Here is a 17,910-nt window from a genome sequence, read left to right on the forward strand (position 1 = left end):
CCTCCACTCCAGCCAGCATCTTGAATCACAAAACCGACTGATCCGGAATCCCCTTCGATTCCGTCAAATCAGGAACCGCTCTAGCCTGTGATCATCGTTTCGAGGCGGCGGGCCACTGGACCACGACAGAGCCATTCCACGACGCTGCGCTGCCTGGGCATTTCGTTGATGGCTTCCGCAAGGCCGATCTTCCAGCGTGACCTCCTAAACGGCCAGCATTGAACGCGGCGCTCTGTACAAAGCCTGCGTCAGGATCGCGACGATGAATCCCATCCCCTGCGATCCTCCTCTAAGGTACGGCGCCTTGGCTGTCATGGGTCGCCTTAGGCGCTCACGAATGCGCCTCTGAAACTCCGTGTTCTGATGTCGTTGCCTCCTCGGCACGGTTGGTGCGACCTATTCCTCAAAGCGACCCGTGGCGTCACGATCGCGCTCGTATCGTCTGGTGAGCGGAAACGGCGGCAACCAGGACTCGCGTCGGATGATCCAGCTTTCGTAGGTTGGCATCAGTTGGTCAGGCGCATCCAGGGACCCCAGGTTTACTTCGATTTCGTCTGCGGTGCGTCCGAAAACGGAGGAGCCGCAGCGGGGACAGAAAAACCGCCCGGCGTAGTCGCGTGTTTCGCCGTCGATCGTCACCGCATCCTCAGGAAAAATCGCGGAAGCGTGAAAAAGGGCGCCATGATGCTTGCGGCAGTCAAGACAGTGACAAAGGCCGACCCGGTATGGGCGCCCTGACGCGACAATTCGGACGTTGCCGCACAGGCAACCGCCGGTGAATCGGTCCATGCTGCGTCTCCTCCAAAATCAAGCGGCCGGAATGGTTACAACGACCGGCACTGTTGTTGCAATCGCCGCGCCGCGGGCGGGGACACGTCGTTCTTCCGTGGCGACGACATTGCAGCCGCCTCTCTATGCCTTGCGCGAGCTTGCCGCCGAAAATAGGCTTTGGTTTGTCATATGGAACGAAACGGCGCGTTCCATTGAGCCGCCAACTCGGCGGCCGAGGCGATCTTGACGCCGCAGTCGGCGAGTATGCGTGCGACGGTCGCTACCAGTTCGGCGTTGGACGAGGCTATGCTGCCGTCCGGAAGGAAAAGATTGTTTTCGAAGCCGACCCGGACATGGCCGCCAAGCAACGCGGCGGCGGTCACGCACGCCGCTTCGTTGCGGCCGAAGGCGCAGACGCTCCAATGGTCGAAGCGCGGCATGTTCGCCGCTAAGAACGGCAGGAGATCGGCAGGTACGGATGTCTGTCCCGGCGTGTAGCGGCCCAGCACGTAGAGAACCGGTATGCTTGCCCAGGGGATCAGTCCGCGCTGCTGCATGTCCGAAAGCCTGACGGCCTCCTCGGGCGAATAGAGGATGATCTGCGGCGCAACCCTCTCGGTGTGCAGCCAGGCCATGAAGCGCACAAAGGCGAGTTCCGATCCGGCATCAGGAACGATTTCGCGAAGCGCCAGCGAGACAGCTTGCGGCTTCACATCTTGTACGACGGCCATCTGTTGGGCCGGCGAATAGATACCGAGCGCTTCGGAGGTGATCTGAATTATCAAGCGGTCGCCGGCAGCACCGCGGATGGCGGCGATCGTCGGGCGGTAGGCGTCGGCGTTGAGCAGATGATTGCCGCTTCTGTCGCGGACATGGACGTGGATCATAGCCGCACCGGCATCGGCGCATTCCGCGGCCGTCCTCGCAAGTTCGGCTGGTGTCAGCGGAATCGCCGGATGGTCGGCCTTGCTGCGACGTCCCCCGTTCGGGGCGACGGCTATGGCGATGCGGTCGAGACCATGGGCCGGCTTCATGGGGACGTTCTGTGAGTGACAAGATTCATATGAATCAACCTTTGATCACACTGAAACAGACGTTGCAATCGCTGGTCTGGCGAGCTAGCAATATCCATGGACCAGGGAGAGCTTGCTGGACAGATCGTCACTGCCTTCGACGGCATGTCGGCGCAGCTTCGGTCCGCTGCGCGCTATGTCCTTGATAAGCCGTATGATGTCGCGCTGTTGTCTATGCGCGAGCAGGCCCGGCACGCAGGAGTGCAGCCGGCGACGATGACGCGGCTGGCCCAGCATCTCGGCCTTGATGGCTACGAGACCGTACGCGATATTTACGCCGCCGCGATCCGGGACGGCGAAATCGGTTTCGCCGGCAAGGCGGGCCTTCAGGTGGCCAGCCAAAAGCTCAAGGGCGACCACGCGCTGGCGGCCGATATTCTGGATTCGATTTCCAGCCAGCTTTCCCATCTCGCCGAAGGCAGGTCGATCGACCGTCTGGTCGAGACGGCCAGGGCGCTGAGTGCGGCAAGGCGCGTCTATTGCCTCGGCCTGCGCTCGAGCCACGCAGTCGCCTGGCATCTGCATTACATCCTGTCGCTGATCGGCGAGAAGTCGGTGTTGCTGCACGGCATCGGCGGAACCGATGGCGACGCTCTGGCCCATGCGACCAAGGACGACGTGCTGATCGCCGCCAGCGTCCTGCCCTACACGCGCTTCACCATCGAACTTGTCGAGTACGCTGCCGGCCGCGGCGTACCGGTCATTGCGATCACCGACAGCGGGGTAGCGCCCTTGGCGCTGCTTGCCGATCACCTAGTGGTCGTGCCGACGGGCAGCCCGTCCTTTTTCCATACTATGACGCCAGCTTTCATCGTTGCTGAGATCCTCGGTGCTCTTGTCGCAGGGCAGGCAGGCGAGGGCGCCGTTGAGTCGCTGCGACGTTTCGATGAGCAGGGCGCCGCTCTCAAGACCCATCTGAACCAACGTCCGCCGAAGAAAATGCCCATGAGGGACCGTCGATGACACACATTCTTCATCGAACCATCCACTCGACGCTGCCGGTCGCCATTCGCGGCCAAGGCATCGAACTGTTCGATGCCGAGGGCAAGTCCTATATCGACGCGTCGGGCGGCGCCGCCGTGTCCTGTCTCGGCCACGGCCATCCCGACGTGATCGCTGCACTGCACGCCCAGCTTGAACGCATCGCCTACGCCCACACCAGCTTCTTCACCACCGAGGTGGCGGAGCGCTTGGCGGATCGGCTGGTCGAGGACGCGCCGAAAGGCTTGGACCACGTCTATCTAGTCAGCAGCGGCTCGGAGGCGGTCGAGGCCGCGCTCAAGATGGCCAGGCAATATTTTGTCGAGAAGGGCGAGCCGCAACGGCGCCATCTCATCGCACGCCGGCAGAGCTATCACGGCAATACGCTCGGCGCTCTTGCCACCGGCGGCAACGAATGGCGGCGCGCCCAGTTCAGGCCGTTGCTGATCGAGACCCACCATATCGACCCCTGTTACGCCTATCGCTATCAAAAGCATGGCGAAAGCGACGAAGCCTATGCGGCGCGCGCCGCCCAGCAGCTCGAAGACAAGATCCTAGAACTCGGCCCGGACGAGGTCATCGCCTTTGTCGCCGAGCCGGTGGTGGGTGCCACGCTCGGCGCGGTGCCGCCGGTCGCGGACTACTTCAAGCACATTCGCGCGATTTGCGACCGCTACGGCGTGCTGCTCATTCTCGACGAGGTGATGTGCGGCATGGGCCGTACCGGCACGCTGCATGCGTGCGAGCAGGACGGCATCGCTCCCGACCTGCTGACCATCGCCAAGGGGCTCGGCGGTGGCTACCAGCCGATTGGCGCGGTGCTGCTCGGCCGGCATATCTTCGATGCCTTTGCCCAAGGCTCGGGCTTCTTCCAGCATGGGCATACCTATATGGGCCATCCAATGGCAGCGGCGGCCGGCCTTGCCGTGCAGGAGGTCATCCGGCGTGACGGTCTGCTCGACAACGTCAGCGCAATGGGCGCGCAGCTGGACGAACGCCTGCACCAACGCTTCGATAACCACCATCACGTCGGCGACATTCGCGGGCGGGGTCTATTTAGGGGAATCGAGCTGGTGGTTGATCGCGCCAGCAAGGAACCATTCGACCAGAGGCTTGAACTCAACGCCCGCATCAAGCGCGAAGCAATGGCCCGCGGCCTGATGATTTATCCGATGGCCGGGACGATTGATGGTGTGCGGGGCGTTCATGTGCTTGTGGCGCCGCCATTCATCATTTCCAAACAGGATATCGATCGGATCGTCGAACGGCTCGGTGAGGCGATCGACGCTGCGATCGCTTCAGCGGCCTGACCCGCACGACGCGGACCGCCTCAACCAGTTCCAACGCGTCATCGGCGACGGGCCGGGACACCCACCAGAGAGGTAGCAACCATGTACAGTTCAATGAAAACCCTGATCGGCGCGGCGGCCTGCATGCTGCTGGCGCTGCCATCCGTCGGAGCCGAGCAGCGCTTCGTCACGGTCGGCACCGGCGGGGTCACCGGCGTCTACTACGCCGTCGGCGGCGCCATTTGCCGACTGATGAACAAGGACCGGCAGAAAACCGGCATCCGATGCTCGACGGAGTCGACCGGCGGTTCGGTCTTCAACGTCAACTCCATCCAGACCGGCGACCTCGATTTCGGCTTGACCCAATCGGACGTCCAGTACCAGGCCCATGAGGGGACCGGAAATTTCGACGGCAAGCCGTTCAAGGATCTGCGGGCCGTGTTCTCCGTCCATCCCGAGCCGTTTACCGTGCTAGCGCGGCCGGACGCCGGCGTCACCAAATTCGAGGATTTCAAAGGCAAACGCTTCAACGTCGGCAATCCCGGGTCAGGCACCCGCTCGTCCATGGAGGAGTTGCTCAAGCAGATGGGCTGGACGCTCGGCGATTTCTCGCTTGCCGCGGAGCTGAAGGCGGACGAGCAGGGCAGCGCGCTGTGCGACAACAAGATCGACGGTTTCTTCTACGGCGTCGGTCATCCTTCCGCCGCGATCCAGGATCCGACCACGGCCTGTGGCGCCAAACTCATCCCGCTGACCGGTCCGGCAGTGGACGCGCTGTTGGCAGCTCATCCGTACTATTCAGTCGCCACCATCAAGGGCGGCATGTACGCCAACAATCCGGACGACGTGACGACATTCGGCGTCCGCGCGACAGTGGTGACGAATGCCAGCACGCCCGATGAGGTGGTCTACGAACTGGTGAAGTCGGTCTTCGAAAATTTCGACGACTTCAAGAAACTGCATCCGGCTTTCGCCAATCTCGATCCCAAGGAGATGGTCAAGACCGGTCTGTCGGCGCCAATGCATCCGGGCGCGGAGCGCTATTACAAGGAGAAGGGCTGGCTCTGAGGCCTTCAATGCGAGGCGCCACAGGCGCCTCGCATCGCAAAATAATTGTAGGGAACGATGACAGATCAAAGCCAGCGGGCGGCAGGGCCTGACCAACCCGTTATCGACATTGACAAGCTTAGCGAGATCGTCGCCGAGGCCGACACCGGTGGGCGCAAGCCGACCGGCCGCACCGCGAAGCTGATCCTCGGCGTATCGCTGGCATGGTCGCTGTTCCAGCTCTGGTATGCCTCGCCCCTTCCGTTCATGCTCAATTTTGGTGTCGTCAGCGACGGCATCGCCCGCTCCATCCATCTGGCCTTCGCCCTGTTTCTGGCGATGCTGACGTTTCCGGCCTTCAAGACCTCGTCGCGCAGCCGGGTGCCGCTGCCCGACTGGGTGCTAGGCATCGCCGGGGCGGCGTCCGCCCTCTATCTGTTGGTCTTTTACAGCGATATCGCCCATCGGCCGGGCCTTCCTACTACGGCTGACCTGATCGTCTCGATCGCCGGCGTCCTCATCCTGCTCGAGGCCGCCCGTCGCGCCGTCGGGCCTGCCATCACCGTCATCGCGGCGATCATGCTGATCTATATCTTCGCCGGGCCTCACCTACCTGGCCTGCTCGGCCACAAGGGCGCGACGTTATCGCGCGCAGCCTCGCAGATGTGGCTGACGTCGGAGGGGGTCTTCGGTGTTGCCCTCGGTGTGTCCACCAACGTCGTCTTCATGTTCGTTCTGTTCGGAACATTGCTGGAGCGCGCCGGCGCCGGCGGCTTTTTCATCCAGCTTGCCTTCTCGCTGCTCGGCAAATACCGCGGCGGTCCGGCCAAGGCCGGTGTCGTCGCTTCCGGCCTGACCGGCATGATTTCCGGGTCGTCGATCGCCAATGTCGTGACCACCGGAACCTTCACCATCCCGCTGATGCGTCGCGTCGGATATTCTGCGGTGAAGGCCGGCGCCATCGAATGCGCGGCCGGCGTCAATGGTCAGCTGATGCCTCCGGTGATGGGCGCCGCCGCGTTCCTGATCGCGGAATATGTCGGCATCTCCTATGCCGAGGTGGTCAAGCACGCCTTCTATCCGGCGCTGCTAACCTACGGCTCGTTGTTCTACATCGTCGATATCGAAGCGATGAAGACGGGGATGAAGGGCCTGCCGTCACGCAGCACGCACTCCGCATTTCAGGGTGCGCTGCGCGGGCTGATGGGCATATGCGGCTTCATCGTCCTCGCAGGGGTTGTCTATTACGGCATTGGCTGGACGAAGATCGTTTTCGGCGCGGCCGCGACCTGGATGATCACTGCCGCGCTGATCGCCGTTTACATCGGCCTTGTCGCCTACCGGGCGCGTTATCCCGACCTGCCGCTGGAGGATCTGGAGGGCGAGATCGTCAGGATTCCCCACTTCGGCGAGACGGCGCGCACCGGCCTGCATTTTCTGCTGCCTGTGATCCTGCTGATCTGGTGCCTGATGGTGGAGGAGTTGTCGCCCGGCCTGTCGGCATTCTGGGGCGCTGTCGCCCTTATGGCGCTGATCGTCACGCAGCGGCCGCTCACCGCCTTTTTCCGCAAGGACCGAGCGCTGGCGCAGCATTGGCTTCACGGTTTCGACGATCTGGTCGGTGGCCTGTCCACCGCCGCACGCAACATGACGACGGTCGGCATTGCCACTGCGACGGCCGGCATCATCGTCGGAACGGTTCTGCTCACGGGCATCGGGCTGGTAATGACCGAGCTGGTCGAATTCATCTCGGGCGGCAGCTTCATCGTCATGCTTTTGTTCACCGCGGTGATCTGCATCATTCTCGGCATGGGCATGCCGACCACTGCAAGCTATGTCGTCGTCGCCACCTTGATGGCGCCGGTCATCGTCGATTTGGCGGCGCAGAACGATCTTGCCGTGCCGCTGGTCGCCGTCCACATGTTCGTTTTCTATTTCGGGCTGATGGCGGACGTGACGCCGCCAGTGGGCCTGGCGGCTTATGCTGCTGCGGCAATTTCCGGCGCCGATCCGGTGAAGACCGGCATTCAGGGCTTCAAGTACGAGATCCGTACCGGCCTGCTGCCGTTCATCTTCATCTTCAACACCGGACTGCTGATGATCGATCTCGAAGGTCCGTTCGATTTCGTCGCGATGGTGGTGACATCGACGCTGGCCATGGTCTCGTTTGTAGCAGCGACGCAGAATTGGATGCTCGTGCGCAACCGCTGGTACGAGACGATTGCGTTGCTTGTGGCCTGTTTCATCTTGTTCAGGCCAGGATTGTTGCTCGATCAGGTGAGTGAACCGTATCGGGCAGTACCCGCCACCGAACTCAGCCGTATCGTCGACGAGACGGCCGAGGGAGGCGCGGTTCGCTTGCGCCTGACGACACTGAACCTCAACGGCGATGAGATATCGAAGCTGGTTCGGCTGCAGCTCGGGCCTGCAAATTCATCGGCCGAACGACTGAAGGCTGCGGGCCTGGACGTCAGTGCGCTTGGCGATAGCGTGACGGTCGGCGTCGTGCGACTGGGCAGCCAGGCGGCCAAATTCGGCCTGCAGCCCGGCGACGAAATCAACCAGGTGCTAGTCCCGGCGGAACGGACGTCGCGCTATTGGTTCGCCATTCCGGCTCTGCTGTTGCTCGGTCTCGTCGTCTGGGGCCAGAAGCGGCGAAGGCGGACGGTTGGTCTGTAAACGTCTTGTGAGCGGAAGCGTCTTGGCCAGCATGTCGGTAGCAAGAGAACCAAACGACGCCCCGGAGCCGGCTAACGCGGAAATGCGCATGCCGACGCGCGACCGCCCCTTCGAACCCGTCGACTACGGGCTTTACGCGCTGACGGTCATTGCCTGGAGCGCATCGTGGTTCGCGATCGAGCTTCAGGTCGGCAGCGGCGTGTCGAACGAGGTCAATCTGGTTTGGCGCTTCGCCATCGCCACGCTGCTGATGTTTGCCTGGGCAGGTTTTTCCGGCCGGCGTCTCCGCTTTTCGATCACCGATCATCTGCGCTTTGCAGTGCTCGGCATCCTCATCTTCTCGTCGAACTTCCTGTTTTTCTATTATGGCGCCGGCTATCTCGTCAGCGGCTTGCTCTCGGTCGTCTTCTCGCTCGCCTCGGTAATCAACATGCTGCTCGGTGCCTTGGTCATCGGCGAGCGCCCGGCGCCGCGCATTCTCGCCGGCGGCCTCATCGGCTTCGCCGGAATAGCGCTGATGTTCTTTCCCGAAATCGCCGCCAACGGGCTTTCCGGCGGCACGTTGGTGGGCCTTCTTCTGTGCCTCTGCGGCACGCTGAGCTTCTGCGCCGGCAATCTCGTCTCCGTCGCAAACCAGCGCCGCGGCCTGCCGCTCGTTTCAACGAGCGCCTGGGGCATGCTTTATGGCACTCTGTGGTCGACGTTCCTGGCCTTCCTGCTTGGTGAGCCGTTCGTGTTCGCGACGACGGCCTCTTATATCGGCTCGCTGGTCTTCCTCGCCGTCATATCGACCGTCGTGGCTTTCGCCGCCTACCTGACGCTGCTCGGACGCATTGGCGGCGCCCGCGCCGGCTATGCGACCGTCATATTTCCCGTCTTTGCGCTTTTGATCTCCACGGCGCTGGAAGGCTATGCCTGGACTGCGTACGCGATCATCGGGCTCGTCCTCGTCGCCGCCGGGAACGTCCTGGTCATTCGCGGAGGACGGCGCTGACGCATGGAATGCTTGCGCAATGCCGCCGCGTTCCGGTTGTGCGGGCCGCGGTTCTATCGAGCTTGACTCTCCGCATGCTCTGTCTAAGCTGCGGTCAATGGGTCAGACCAATGTACCAGGGTTGGCCCGGGAGGGAACTAAACGCGCATGCCGATCCAGGCCGTTGAACCACGCCGGCTTTACCGACAGGTCGCCGATCAGCTCAGGCAGCTGATCGATGCCGGCGAGTTTTCCGTCGGCGACCGCCTGCCAACCGAGCGGGATCTGGCCGATCAGCTCGGAATTTCCCGCCCGACAGTCCGTGAAGCGCTGATAGCGCTGGAGGTCGAAGGCCGCATACGCATCCGCGTCGGCTCGGGTATCTACGTCACCGATCCGCCGAGCGCCGCCGCCTCCGAACCCGAAGTCGAGGAAGGCCCGTTCGAGCTGTTGCGCGCGCGCGAATTCGTCGAAGGCGCGATCGCCGCCGAAGCGGCCCTCCATGTCCGGCCTGCAGATATCGAACGGCTCGACGACGTGCTGCGCCGGATGGAGGCCATGCGCCACCCCAACAAGATGACCATTGCGCTCGACCGGGAATTCCACACCGCTGTCGCCGGCATTCTCGAGAACGCGGTGCTGGTGCGCTTCATCGGCGAGCTTTTCGACCAGCGCATGAACCCGTACTTCGAACGCCTGTCGATCTATTTCGAGACCAGCGATTCCTGGCAGGTCGCGGCAAAGGAACATCGTGCCGTGCGCGATGCAATTGCCGCGCGCGACCCCGAGCGGGCCAAGGCCGCCATGCAGCAGCATCTGCGCCAGTCGCAAATCAGATTCTCACGCAATTTCGATGAGAGAGCCGCAGCCAAGGAGGTTGCGGAATAGCAGTTGGCCGGGGGGAGATCCGGCCGTCAAGTTCAACCAGGGAGGAATTAGATGCTGAGAAAATACGCAGTTCTGCTCGGTGCGATCGCCGCAATTGCCATACCCATGGCGTCGGCCTCGGCGGAAACGGTCCTGAAATGGGCACATGTCTACGAGACGACGGAGCCCTTCCACACCGAATCCGTGTGGGCTGCCGACGAGATCAAGAAGCGCACCCAGGGCCGCTACGCCATCGACGTCTATCCGGCCTCGCAGCTTGGCAAGGAAGCAGACATCAACCAGGGCCTGATGCTCGGCACCGTCGATATCATCATTTCCGGATCGAGCTTCGCGGCGCGCGAATATCCACCGATCGGCGTCACCTATTTCCCATACACTTTCCGCGATGCCGACCATCTGCTGAAATACACCAAGAGCGACGTCTACAAGGCCCTGACCAAGGGCTATGAGGACAAGACCGGCAATCATATCGTCGCCACCACCTATTACGGGACGCGGCAGACCACCTCGAACCGTCCGATCGCCAAATGCTCCGACATGCAGGGCCTGAAGATGCGCGTTCCCGACGTGCCCGCCTATCTGGCCATGCCGCGTGCCTGCGGCGCCAACACCGCGCCGATCGCCTTCGCTGAGGTCTACCTGGCCCTGCAGAACGGCACGGTCGAGGCCCAGGAGAACCCGCTGACCACCATCGAGGCGAAGAAATTCTACGAGGTGCAGAAGAACATCGTGCTGACTGGCCATATCGTCGATCATCTCAACACCATCATATCGGCGTCGCGCTGGGCCTCGCTTTCCGACGAGGACAAGAAGATCTTCACCGAGGTGATGCAGGAGGCCGCCGCCCGCGCCACGGCGAAGATCGTCGCCCGCGAAAAGGAACTGGTGCAGGTATTCAAGGACCGCGGCATCACCGTAACCGATGTCGACCGTGCCGACTTCGAGAAGAATGTGCTGGAGAAGGTCACCTTCGAGGAGTTCGGCTACAACAAGGCCGATTGGGAAGCGATCCGCGCCATCAAGTAGGGCATCGGGAAATCGGATGCTCAACCAAGAGAATAGGGCGGCAATCGGATTCCTTTCCAATCCTTGACGACCCACCAGCTTCGGGAGCCCGCGCCAATGGCCGAGGAACACCACACCAAGATCACCGTCGAAGAGATCGCGCACGCCTTCGAGGAGGTGCCGGTCGACGTCGACCTGTCGGACCACGGTATCGAGGATTGGGTCACGCTTGCCGTGTTCTGGGGCATGGTCGTCTGTGTCTTCCTGCAGTTCTTCACCCGCTATGCGCTGAACAACAGCTTTGCCTGGACCGAGGAGATCGCCATCAACGCGCTTGTCGTCGTTGTCTTTCTCGGTGCCGCCATGTGCGTGCGCCTTTCGCGCCATATCCATGTCGACGTGCTTTACCACTATCTGCCGGAGCGTGTCGGCCGCTGGCTGGCGCTCGCCGTCGATATTGTCCGCATCGCATTCTTCGCCTACGGAACATGGCTGATGTGGCGCTACGTCACGATCGTGGCGCATGAGCGCATGGTCACCGTCAACCTGCCGCGGCGCTGGTTCTTCTACGCCGTACTGGCCGGGTTCGTGCTGATGCTTCTGCGCTCGATCCAGGTCTTCATCGGCAATTACCGGCGCGGCTATTCGGTGCTCGAGCGTCCTGGTGCGTTCGAGACGGCGGGGGTCTGAGCGATGCTGCTTCTGGTCGGGGGCTTTCTTGTCCTGATGCTCATCGGCGTGCCGGTCGCCGTTTCGATGGCGGCCGCGTCGATCCTATACCTCGTCATCTACGGCGTCGCGCCCGATATCATCGCGGCCCAGCGCATGATCGCCGGGGTGGAGAGCTTTCCACTGCTCGCCGTGCCCTTCTTCATTCTGGCCGGCAACCTCATGAACATCGCCGGCGTCACCGGGCGCATCTATTCCTTTGCCCTTGCCCTGGTCGGCTGGATGAAGGGCGGCCTGGCGCAGGTCAACATCATCGGATCGGTGATCTTTTCCGGCATGTCGGGCACCGCGCTCGCCGACGCCGCCGGTATCGGCACCATCGAGATCAAGGCGATGAAGGACCACGGCTATCCCATCGACGCCGCGGTTGGCGTCACCGCCGCTTCCGCCACGCTCGGGCCGATCTTTCCGCCCTCGCTGCCCTTCGTCATCTACGGCATGATGGCCAATGTCTCGATCGGTGCCCTGTTCATGGCCGGCATCCTGCCCGGCGTGGTCATGACCGTGCTGATGATGATTACGGTTGCCATCTTTGCCTACAGTCGCGGCTGGGGTTCCGACACGCCTTTCGAGCTTCGGCGGCTGGCCGAAGCGGCGGGCGAGGTGCTGGTGGTGGCTGCCTTTCCGATTGGCTGTTACGTGCTTGTGCAGCTTGGCCTGTCGATCAACATCGCGGTCGGCATCGCGCTGCTGGTGCTGATCGCGGCGGACTGGTATTTCGATTTCTCCGCGGTCATGGCGCTGATGACGCCGGTCATCCTGATTGGCGGCATGACGATGGGCTGGTTCACGCCGACCGAGGCGGCGATGGCGGCCGTGATCTGGTCGCTTTTCCTCGGGCTGGTGCGCTACCGCACGATGACGCTGCGTTTGCTTGCCAAGGCCAGCTTCGACACGATCGAAACGACCGCCTCGGTGCTGTTCATCGTTACCGCCGCATCGATCTTCGCCTGGCTGCTCACCGTCAGCCAGGCAGCACAGCTGTTTTCGAACTTCATTTTCGCGCTCACCGAAAACAAGTGGGTCTTCCTGATCCTGGTCAACATCCTGATGCTGGTGGTCGGCTGCTTCCTCGATACGATCGCCGCGATCACCATTCTGGTGCCGATCCTGCTGCCGGTCGCCGCCGTCTACGGCATCAACCCGGTGCATTTCGGTCTGATCATGACGCTCAACCTGATGATTGGGCTTTTGCACCCGCCGCTCGGCATGGTGCTCTTTGTGCTGTCGCGCGTCGCCAAACTCTCGGTCGAACGCACCACCATGGCGATCCTGCCGTGGCTGGTGCCGCTTATCGTGGCGCTGCTTCTGATCACCTTCATACCCGCCATCACGCTTTGGCTGCCGACCGAGATGGGCTTGATCCGGTGAGCGGCCAGGTGATTGCCGCGACGCTGTTCGGCCCGCAGGACCTGCGCGTCGTGGAGCGTCCGCTTGAACCGCTGGCACCAGGTATGGTGCGGGTGCGCTTTGGGGCAGGGGGCATCTGCGGCTCCGACCTGCATTATTTCCGCCATGCCCGTACCGGCGACTTCGTCGTCACTTCGCCGCTTGTCCTCGGCCACGAAATCTCAGGCGAAATCGTCGAGATCAACGGCGCCGCGCCCGGTCTGGGCGTCGGCGACCACGTCGCGGTCAATCCGTCGCGCTGGTGCGGGCATTGCGCGCGATGCCTGGAAGGCCGCGCCAATCTCTGCGAAAACATCTATTTCATGGGTTCGGCATCGAAGACGCCGCATATGCAGGGCGGCTTCGCCAGCCTGTTCGACGCCACGCCCGCGCAATGTTTCAAGGTTCCATTTGATGTGGCCTACCAGGCGGCCGCACTTGCCGAGCCGCTGGCGGTCAGCCTGCACGCCATCGCGCGGGCGGGCGACATCAGGGGCCGCAACGTCATCCTGTTCGGTGCCGGCCCCATCGGTCTCTTGGCCATGCTCGCGGCCAGGCTTGCCGGCTGCGCTGAGCTTACGGTCGCCGATATCGCCGCCGCTCCGCTCGCCTTCGCCCGCCGGCTTGGCGCCGACAGGACGATCGACCTTTCCAGCGGCGACGCCGAGCTCCAGGCGCTTGCTGCCGGCGGTTCGCTTGATGTGGCGTTCGAGATTTCAGGCACTGCCGCCGGCCTTGCCGCGGCGATCGCCAGTGTCCGGCGCGGCGGCACGGTGGTCCAGGTCGGCAATCTTCCCGGTGGCCAGATCCCGCTGCCTGCCAATGCGGTGATGGCCAAGGAGATCGACCTCAAAGGCACCTTCCGCTTCGGCACGGAGTTCGGCCGGGCGGTCGATCTCATCGTTTCGGGGGAGGTGGATGTCCTCAAGCTGGTGACGGCGGAGCGCACGCTTTCCGCCGCCCCAGACGCGTTCCGTCTTGCCGCCGACCGTTCACAGAGTGTCAAGGTCGTGCTGACCGCCGACTGAATCGTGGTTTTGCCAGATCGTTAGTAGCCATAACTCATTGCGAACGGACGAAACTCAGAACGTGCTCGACGTATATGCTCCCACCCAGGTCTCCGGTTAAACTCGGGAGCAATACCCGGCAGCTTGCTGTCAAAATTGTTGGCAGCAAATCCGCTCGCGATTAAAGCCCCTTCGTCGCGAGATTTCGCTCAGTTCGGCCATTCCTCGTCCTGCCAACCGCGCGCTGCGTGGATCCCCCCCAAAATTGAAATGCTTTCCCGGCCGCCCTTGGCGGTCACGGCATAAGCGATGATGTAGGGCAGGCGACTCACAGGCTTTTCATAGGTGCCGGATACACGGCCGGGTCGCCCGGTTGCCATTTCCCCAAGCGCGGCCCCTGCGTCCAGAATCCGGTCTGCTACCAGGCGCGCAGCGCGCGGATTATCCTGCGAGATATAGGCGATCTGTTCCTTGATGTCGTCCAGCTCACCGCGAGACCACTGAACGGCTCGCGTCACACCTTGCGGCCCGTGCCGGCATCAATCGCAGCATAAATTTCTGCCATAGCCTTATCATGAGACACGATGCGCCCAGCTTCGACATCAGCAAGGCCGCGCTTGATACCTTCAATGATTTCAAGCTCGCGATCGACATACGCTGCGACGGCTTCACCTGCGAGGAACGACTTGCTACGCCGGGTGTCGGTTGCGATCCGGTCGAGCTTTTCCTTTACATCGGGACTGACGCGAATTGTCATAGTGGTGCTAGCGGCCATAGCGGTGTCCTGTGTTGATCTGTGTACACCTTAGCACAGAGCGCCGCGCTGGTCCATTATCCCTTGACCGCCGAGCCGACGATCGAATCCACGAAGAAGCGCTGCAGGAAGGCGAAGAGCATCAATGGCGGCAGCACGGCGAGCGTGGCGCCGGCCATGACAAGTCCTGTATTGAGGGCGCCTCTGTTGTAGCTGAGCAGGCGGCTGAGGCTAATGACGATCGGATAATCCTCTGCATTGCCCTGCAAAACTGTCAGCGGCCACAGATAGCTGTTCCAATGATAGACGAAGGCAAACAGCGCCAGTGCCGCGATCGCGGGCGCCAGACTGAATCGAGGATGCGCAAAGTCCCTGTTTTTTGCCAGGCAATCGGCGCTTCACTGTGCGGGTACAAATAGAATGTGCGACCGTGCTGGCTTCCCAGCATCAGAGCATACGCCTGTAACCTTCATAGCCCGATGCCGCGCTTCTTTCCCAGGTTCCAATCCACGCCCCCCGTATCCGAGCACACGACCCCGATGACTTGATTACCCAATCGCTTTTCGAGCGACGGCGACCAGGGCACGAGCTTGAATTCGAGCCCATTGTCGATCATCGCGAGCCGGCCTGAAGCCAGCGAGAAACGCCGCCGGTAAATCCCAGCCACATGATCGCCGTTGGCAGCCTTCGTGAATGAGAGGCCCGTCTCGGCGGCGAGGCGGGCACCGAGCGATTCCACCTCATGATCGTGTAGAGTATCGATCAGATTGCGCACAAGAATGACGCGCTGTCCCTCGCGCCTGGCCAGATCGCGGCTGACAAGGTGGTCGACCCGATCTTGCAGTGCCTGTCTTACGTCCCTGCCAAAGCCGCCGTCACCGAATTCGGCAGGCTCGCGTGCAACGAGTTGGCGATCGAGCCAAGTCGCGCCGGAAGCATGGACCTGCTGTTCGATTGAGAGGTCGGAGCGGACCGCGAGCGTGACCCGGCCACCGCCATTTGCACTCGCATCGCGGCACAACTCCACGACCGAGCCCGGGTCGGAGTCTCCGGCCGCATCAGGGTCATGGAAGCGAATGTGGTGCGTGCGTCCATCAATGCCATCGACGATGGCATAGGCCGCGCCGCGCCGTTCGTCATCAAGGCCGCCTTCGAGCAGTCGGCCGATCACGGGCGCATCAATCTTTTCGGCGGCCAGCACATAGTCGGCCGTCCCTTTTTCTAGCCCATGCACAGTGAGGCTGCGGTGCATGCGCTTGATGATGTCGCCGCGTTCACCGAGGGTGCGCAAAGTGGCCTCGGCCTCTTCGACCACCATCCACTGGCCGGGACGGATCTCGTTCGCGAGGCCCAGGCTTTCCAGTTGCCGCAGCCGGCCGACTTTTAGCCCCAGGAACTCGTCGGGCCGGCGATCAGGGTGTGGCGCGAGATCAATGATACCATGACGGTCGGCGTCACGAACAAGCTGGCGATCGAGCTGCGTCCAGCGCTCAGTGTCGACCTGGTGCTCGATGGCCTGGCGGATGTCGAGGTCCGTGCGGAGCCCAAGCGTCTGGGTGAGAATGTCGCTCGCCCGATCGCGCATGCCCTGGCGGATGTAGTCGCGCGAGATGACAAGGCTCTCGCCATCGTCGGCAACGCCGCGAACGAGGATGTGAACGTGCGGATGTTCGGTGTTCCAGTGATCGACGGCTATCCAGTCGAGCTTCGTGCCGAGGTCGCGCTCCATGTCGACCATCAGGTCACAAGCGAAGTTCTTGAGGTCGCCGAGCTCCATTGCATCCTCCGGCGAAACGATGAAACGGAAGTGATGCCGATCATCCTTGCAGCGGTCGCAGAAGGCGTCATGATCTGCATCTTTGGTGTCGGGACCGAACATCCTCGCCTTCTCACCGTCACGTGTAACACCTTCGCGGCGAAGATATTTGAGATGGGTGGCGAGTGGCGCAGACCCTCTGAACTGCCGTACCACACGGGTCTTGACGACGGCGCCGCGTGAGCTGTCAGAGATGAGGCGACTGGCGCGGATGCTCGCTGACCTGCCGCGGCCAAACGTTGAAGCTCGCGGGGAGGTGATCCGACCCTCGCGTGTAAGGTGCCCGCCGGCGCGCTGTGTGGCCGCAAGAGCCTGGAAGATGAAGGGTCGTGCGCGCTGGCCGGCGCGGGAGCGGATGCGACCGGGGCGGACGCGAAAGCTATCGTCACGCTTCATGCTAGACGGCCACGAGGTGCGGTTTCCATTGAAAGACTGAAAAATTGGGAATAGCGCACATCGCTGATTGTGCCAGCACATTGCGAAATGAGACGAAAATCGTAAGGAAAACAATCGGCCGAACCGAGCCGCACCTCGCGGCCCTTTATCCTGCCAATCTCTCTGTTCTCATCCACAGCCAACCCTTCCGCCGCAATTTCCGCGACGGAACAGGCCGGAATGCAATTGAGGAGGAACGTGGCGATCATCGCGATATGGCTAAAGAGGGTTGAGCGAATAGGCCGGAAACAGCGTGGTTCGATTGGAAATCGGTTTCACTCGGCCGTGGCTCGATCGCGGTCAGGTCCGCAACAGGATTGCCCATTGGCGACCCCATTGCGGACGAATGAATCGCCGCAAAGATCGTCTCGCCATAACCATTGCCATCCGATGCAGTGGCGTTCCGAATGTCATGGGGATGCGCAAAGATCGTTGCACGGAGCGAGCTGGCTCTGCCCCTTCCTTGCCGCGCGCGCCGCGGACTGAGAACTGCACCATCGAGCAGCGGCGCGAGTTTCCTGACGTAGTCGACCGTCTCGCGTGGCAGCGGACGGCCGGTTAAGAGATGTTCGGTGTACCGACCAGGACCGGCATTGTAAGCGGCAAGAAAGCCGCTGCGCCCGAAGCTGTCGAGCATTTCGCGAAGATATGCTGCACCTGCAAGAATGTTGTCACGCGGTTGATAGGGATCGTCACCGAGACGGTATTTGATGCGCAGTTCTTCCCACGTCGCCGGCATGATCTGCATCAAGCCCATTGCGCCCTTGCTTGAAAGCGCACGAACATCGCCGACGCTCTCAACATGCATGACGCCGCGCAGCAACCGCTCTGGAATGGCGAAGCGTTTTGACGCTTCTCGAATATGCCGCGACCACGGGCCAGCCGACAAGATCGTCGACTCGGAGTGCGCCGGCCGTTCACCATGAGAGGAAGCCGCTGCACCAGTTTCGGGCGCCACGAAGCCAAGCATGACACATGCGGCAAACGTCGTCATGCCTCTGTGGGCTGCATCCCGCAGACCGCAGAACCGATGCGCCGCCAGCCTGCGACGGTGTTCGCTTCCGTTAAGGGCAG

Annotated in this window: 17 protein-coding genes; 10 read left to right on the plus strand and 7 right to left on the minus strand. The window is 62.2% G+C overall.

Going from position 1 to position 17,910, the window contains the following annotated elements; genetic code table 11:
- Positions 1–396 precede the first annotated feature (396 nt).
- Positions 397–789, minus strand: coding sequence for a GFA family protein (locus NKJ55_RS24575; RefSeq protein ID WP_352452141.1), 393 nt, complete (start codon positions 787–789; stop codon positions 397–399).
- 167 nt (positions 790–956) lie between these two features.
- Positions 957–1,805, minus strand: coding sequence for a beta-keto acid cleavage family enzyme (locus tag NKJ55_RS24580; RefSeq protein ID WP_352452142.1), 849 nt, complete (start codon positions 1,803–1,805; stop codon positions 957–959).
- A 96-nt stretch (positions 1,806–1,901) separates the two neighbouring features.
- Between NKJ55_RS24580 and NKJ55_RS24585 the strand changes: the two genes are divergently transcribed.
- From NKJ55_RS24585 to NKJ55_RS24630, 10 genes are all read left to right on the plus strand, one after another.
- Positions 1,902–2,807: a MurR/RpiR family transcriptional regulator gene (locus NKJ55_RS24585; RefSeq protein ID WP_352452143.1), complete on the plus strand. Its 906-nt coding sequence runs from the start codon at positions 1,902–1,904 to the stop codon at positions 2,805–2,807.
- Entirely contained in the window at positions 2,804–4,135 is a 1,332-nt protein-coding gene (locus NKJ55_RS24590; protein ID WP_352452145.1) for an aspartate aminotransferase family protein, read from the plus strand. The genes NKJ55_RS24585 and NKJ55_RS24590 overlap by 4 nt, the downstream gene beginning before the upstream one ends.
- Positions 4,136–4,228: 93 nt before the next feature.
- Positions 4,229–5,182 (plus strand): TAXI family TRAP transporter solute-binding subunit, encoded by a 954-nt coding sequence (locus NKJ55_RS24595; protein WP_352452198.1) that lies wholly within the window; start codon positions 4,229–4,231, stop codon positions 5,180–5,182.
- 57 nt (positions 5,183–5,239) lie between these two features.
- Positions 5,240–7,840, plus strand: a complete 2,601-nt coding sequence (locus NKJ55_RS24600) for a TRAP transporter permease (RefSeq protein ID WP_352452146.1) — start codon at positions 5,240–5,242, stop codon at positions 7,838–7,840.
- Between the two features lie 88 nt (positions 7,841–7,928).
- Positions 7,929–8,834 (plus strand): DMT family transporter, encoded by a 906-nt coding sequence (locus tag NKJ55_RS24605; RefSeq protein WP_352452147.1) that lies wholly within the window; start codon positions 7,929–7,931, stop codon positions 8,832–8,834.
- Between the two features lie 147 nt (positions 8,835–8,981).
- Positions 8,982–9,701, plus strand: a complete 720-nt coding sequence (locus NKJ55_RS24610) for a FadR/GntR family transcriptional regulator (RefSeq protein ID WP_352452148.1) — start codon at positions 8,982–8,984, stop codon at positions 9,699–9,701.
- A gap of 51 nt (positions 9,702–9,752) precedes the next feature.
- Positions 9,753–10,727, plus strand: a complete 975-nt coding sequence (locus tag NKJ55_RS24615; RefSeq protein WP_502894239.1) for a sialic acid TRAP transporter substrate-binding protein SiaP — start codon at positions 9,753–9,755, stop codon at positions 10,725–10,727.
- A 96-nt stretch (positions 10,728–10,823) separates the two neighbouring features.
- Positions 10,824–11,396 carry a TRAP transporter small permease gene (locus NKJ55_RS24620; RefSeq protein WP_352452149.1) on the plus strand — a complete coding sequence of 191 codons (573 nt, stop codon included), beginning with the start codon at positions 10,824–10,826 and terminating at the stop codon, positions 11,394–11,396.
- A gap of 3 nt (positions 11,397–11,399) precedes the next feature.
- Positions 11,400–12,806 (plus strand): TRAP transporter large permease, encoded by a 1,407-nt coding sequence (locus tag NKJ55_RS24625; protein ID WP_352452150.1) that lies wholly within the window; start codon positions 11,400–11,402, stop codon positions 12,804–12,806.
- The gene (locus tag NKJ55_RS24630) at positions 12,803–13,852 is read left to right on the plus strand and encodes an L-idonate 5-dehydrogenase (protein WP_352452151.1); all 1,050 of its coding nucleotides are present in this window, start codon (positions 12,803–12,805) and stop codon (positions 13,850–13,852) included. Before NKJ55_RS24625 ends, NKJ55_RS24630 begins: the two co-directional genes overlap by 4 nt.
- 188 nt (positions 13,853–14,040) lie before the next feature.
- Here NKJ55_RS24630 and NKJ55_RS24635 read toward each other — a convergent pair whose 3' ends face one another.
- From NKJ55_RS24635 to NKJ55_RS24655, 5 genes are all read right to left on the minus strand, one after another.
- Positions 14,041–14,349, minus strand: coding sequence for a type II toxin-antitoxin system RelE/ParE family toxin (locus NKJ55_RS24635; protein WP_352452152.1), 309 nt, complete (start codon positions 14,347–14,349; stop codon positions 14,041–14,043).
- The gene (locus NKJ55_RS24640) at positions 14,346–14,606 is read right to left on the minus strand and encodes a CopG family ribbon-helix-helix protein (protein WP_352452153.1); all 261 of its coding nucleotides are present in this window, start codon (positions 14,604–14,606) and stop codon (positions 14,346–14,348) included. Before NKJ55_RS24640 ends, NKJ55_RS24635 begins: the two co-directional genes overlap by 4 nt.
- 448 nt (positions 14,607–15,054) lie before the next feature.
- Entirely contained in the window at positions 15,055–16,797 is a 1,743-nt protein-coding gene (locus tag NKJ55_RS24645) for a relaxase/mobilization nuclease domain-containing protein (RefSeq protein ID WP_352452154.1), read from the minus strand.
- Positions 16,794–17,045, minus strand: a complete 252-nt coding sequence (locus NKJ55_RS24650; RefSeq protein WP_156937256.1) for a hypothetical protein — start codon at positions 17,043–17,045, stop codon at positions 16,794–16,796. Before NKJ55_RS24650 ends, NKJ55_RS24645 begins: the two co-directional genes overlap by 4 nt.
- Positions 17,042–17,830: a lytic transglycosylase domain-containing protein gene (locus NKJ55_RS24655; RefSeq protein ID WP_352452155.1), complete on the minus strand. Its 789-nt coding sequence runs from the start codon at positions 17,828–17,830 to the stop codon at positions 17,042–17,044. The genes NKJ55_RS24650 and NKJ55_RS24655 overlap by 4 nt, the downstream gene beginning before the upstream one ends.
- Positions 17,831–17,910: the final 80 nt, after the last annotated feature.

Source organism: Mesorhizobium sp. M0106 (assembly GCF_040322715.1).
In the GTDB taxonomy this organism is placed as follows: domain Bacteria; phylum Pseudomonadota; class Alphaproteobacteria; order Rhizobiales; family Rhizobiaceae; genus Mesorhizobium.

Bases quoted from the DNA above. Each gene is read 5' to 3' on its own strand.
- NKJ55_RS24645 (WP_352452154.1), bottom strand. From the start codon at position 16,797: ATGAAGCGTGACGATAGCTTTCGCGTCCGCCCCGGTCGCATCCGCTCC.
- NKJ55_RS24595 (WP_352452198.1), top strand. From the start codon at position 4,229: ATGAAAACCCTGATCGGCGCGGCGGCCTGCATGCTGCTGGCGCTGCCA.
- NKJ55_RS24650 (WP_156937256.1), bottom strand. From the start codon at position 17,045: ATGATCGCCACGTTCCTCCTCAATTGCATTCCGGCCTGTTCCGTCGCG.
- NKJ55_RS24585 (WP_352452143.1), top strand. From the start codon at position 1,902: ATGGACCAGGGAGAGCTTGCTGGACAGATCGTCACTGCCTTCGACGGC.
- NKJ55_RS24605 (WP_352452147.1), top strand. From the start codon at position 7,929: ATGCCGACGCGCGACCGCCCCTTCGAACCCGTCGACTACGGGCTTTAC.
- NKJ55_RS24600 (WP_352452146.1), top strand. From the start codon at position 5,240: ATGACAGATCAAAGCCAGCGGGCGGCAGGGCCTGACCAACCCGTTATC.
- NKJ55_RS24575 (WP_352452141.1), bottom strand. From the start codon at position 789: ATGGACCGATTCACCGGCGGTTGCCTGTGCGGCAACGTCCGAATTGTC.
- NKJ55_RS24655 (WP_352452155.1), bottom strand. From the start codon at position 17,830: ATGACGACGTTTGCCGCATGTGTCATGCTTGGCTTCGTGGCGCCCGAA.
- NKJ55_RS24625 (WP_352452150.1), top strand. From the start codon at position 11,400: ATGCTGCTTCTGGTCGGGGGCTTTCTTGTCCTGATGCTCATCGGCGTG.
- NKJ55_RS24640 (WP_352452153.1), bottom strand. From the start codon at position 14,606: ATGGCCGCTAGCACCACTATGACAATTCGCGTCAGTCCCGATGTAAAG.
- NKJ55_RS24580 (WP_352452142.1), bottom strand. From the start codon at position 1,805: ATGAAGCCGGCCCATGGTCTCGACCGCATCGCCATAGCCGTCGCCCCG.
- NKJ55_RS24620 (WP_352452149.1), top strand. From the start codon at position 10,824: ATGGCCGAGGAACACCACACCAAGATCACCGTCGAAGAGATCGCGCAC.
- NKJ55_RS24590 (WP_352452145.1), top strand. From the start codon at position 2,804: ATGACACACATTCTTCATCGAACCATCCACTCGACGCTGCCGGTCGCC.
- NKJ55_RS24615 (WP_502894239.1), top strand. From the start codon at position 9,753: ATGCTGAGAAAATACGCAGTTCTGCTCGGTGCGATCGCCGCAATTGCC.
- NKJ55_RS24610 (WP_352452148.1), top strand. From the start codon at position 8,982: ATGCCGATCCAGGCCGTTGAACCACGCCGGCTTTACCGACAGGTCGCC.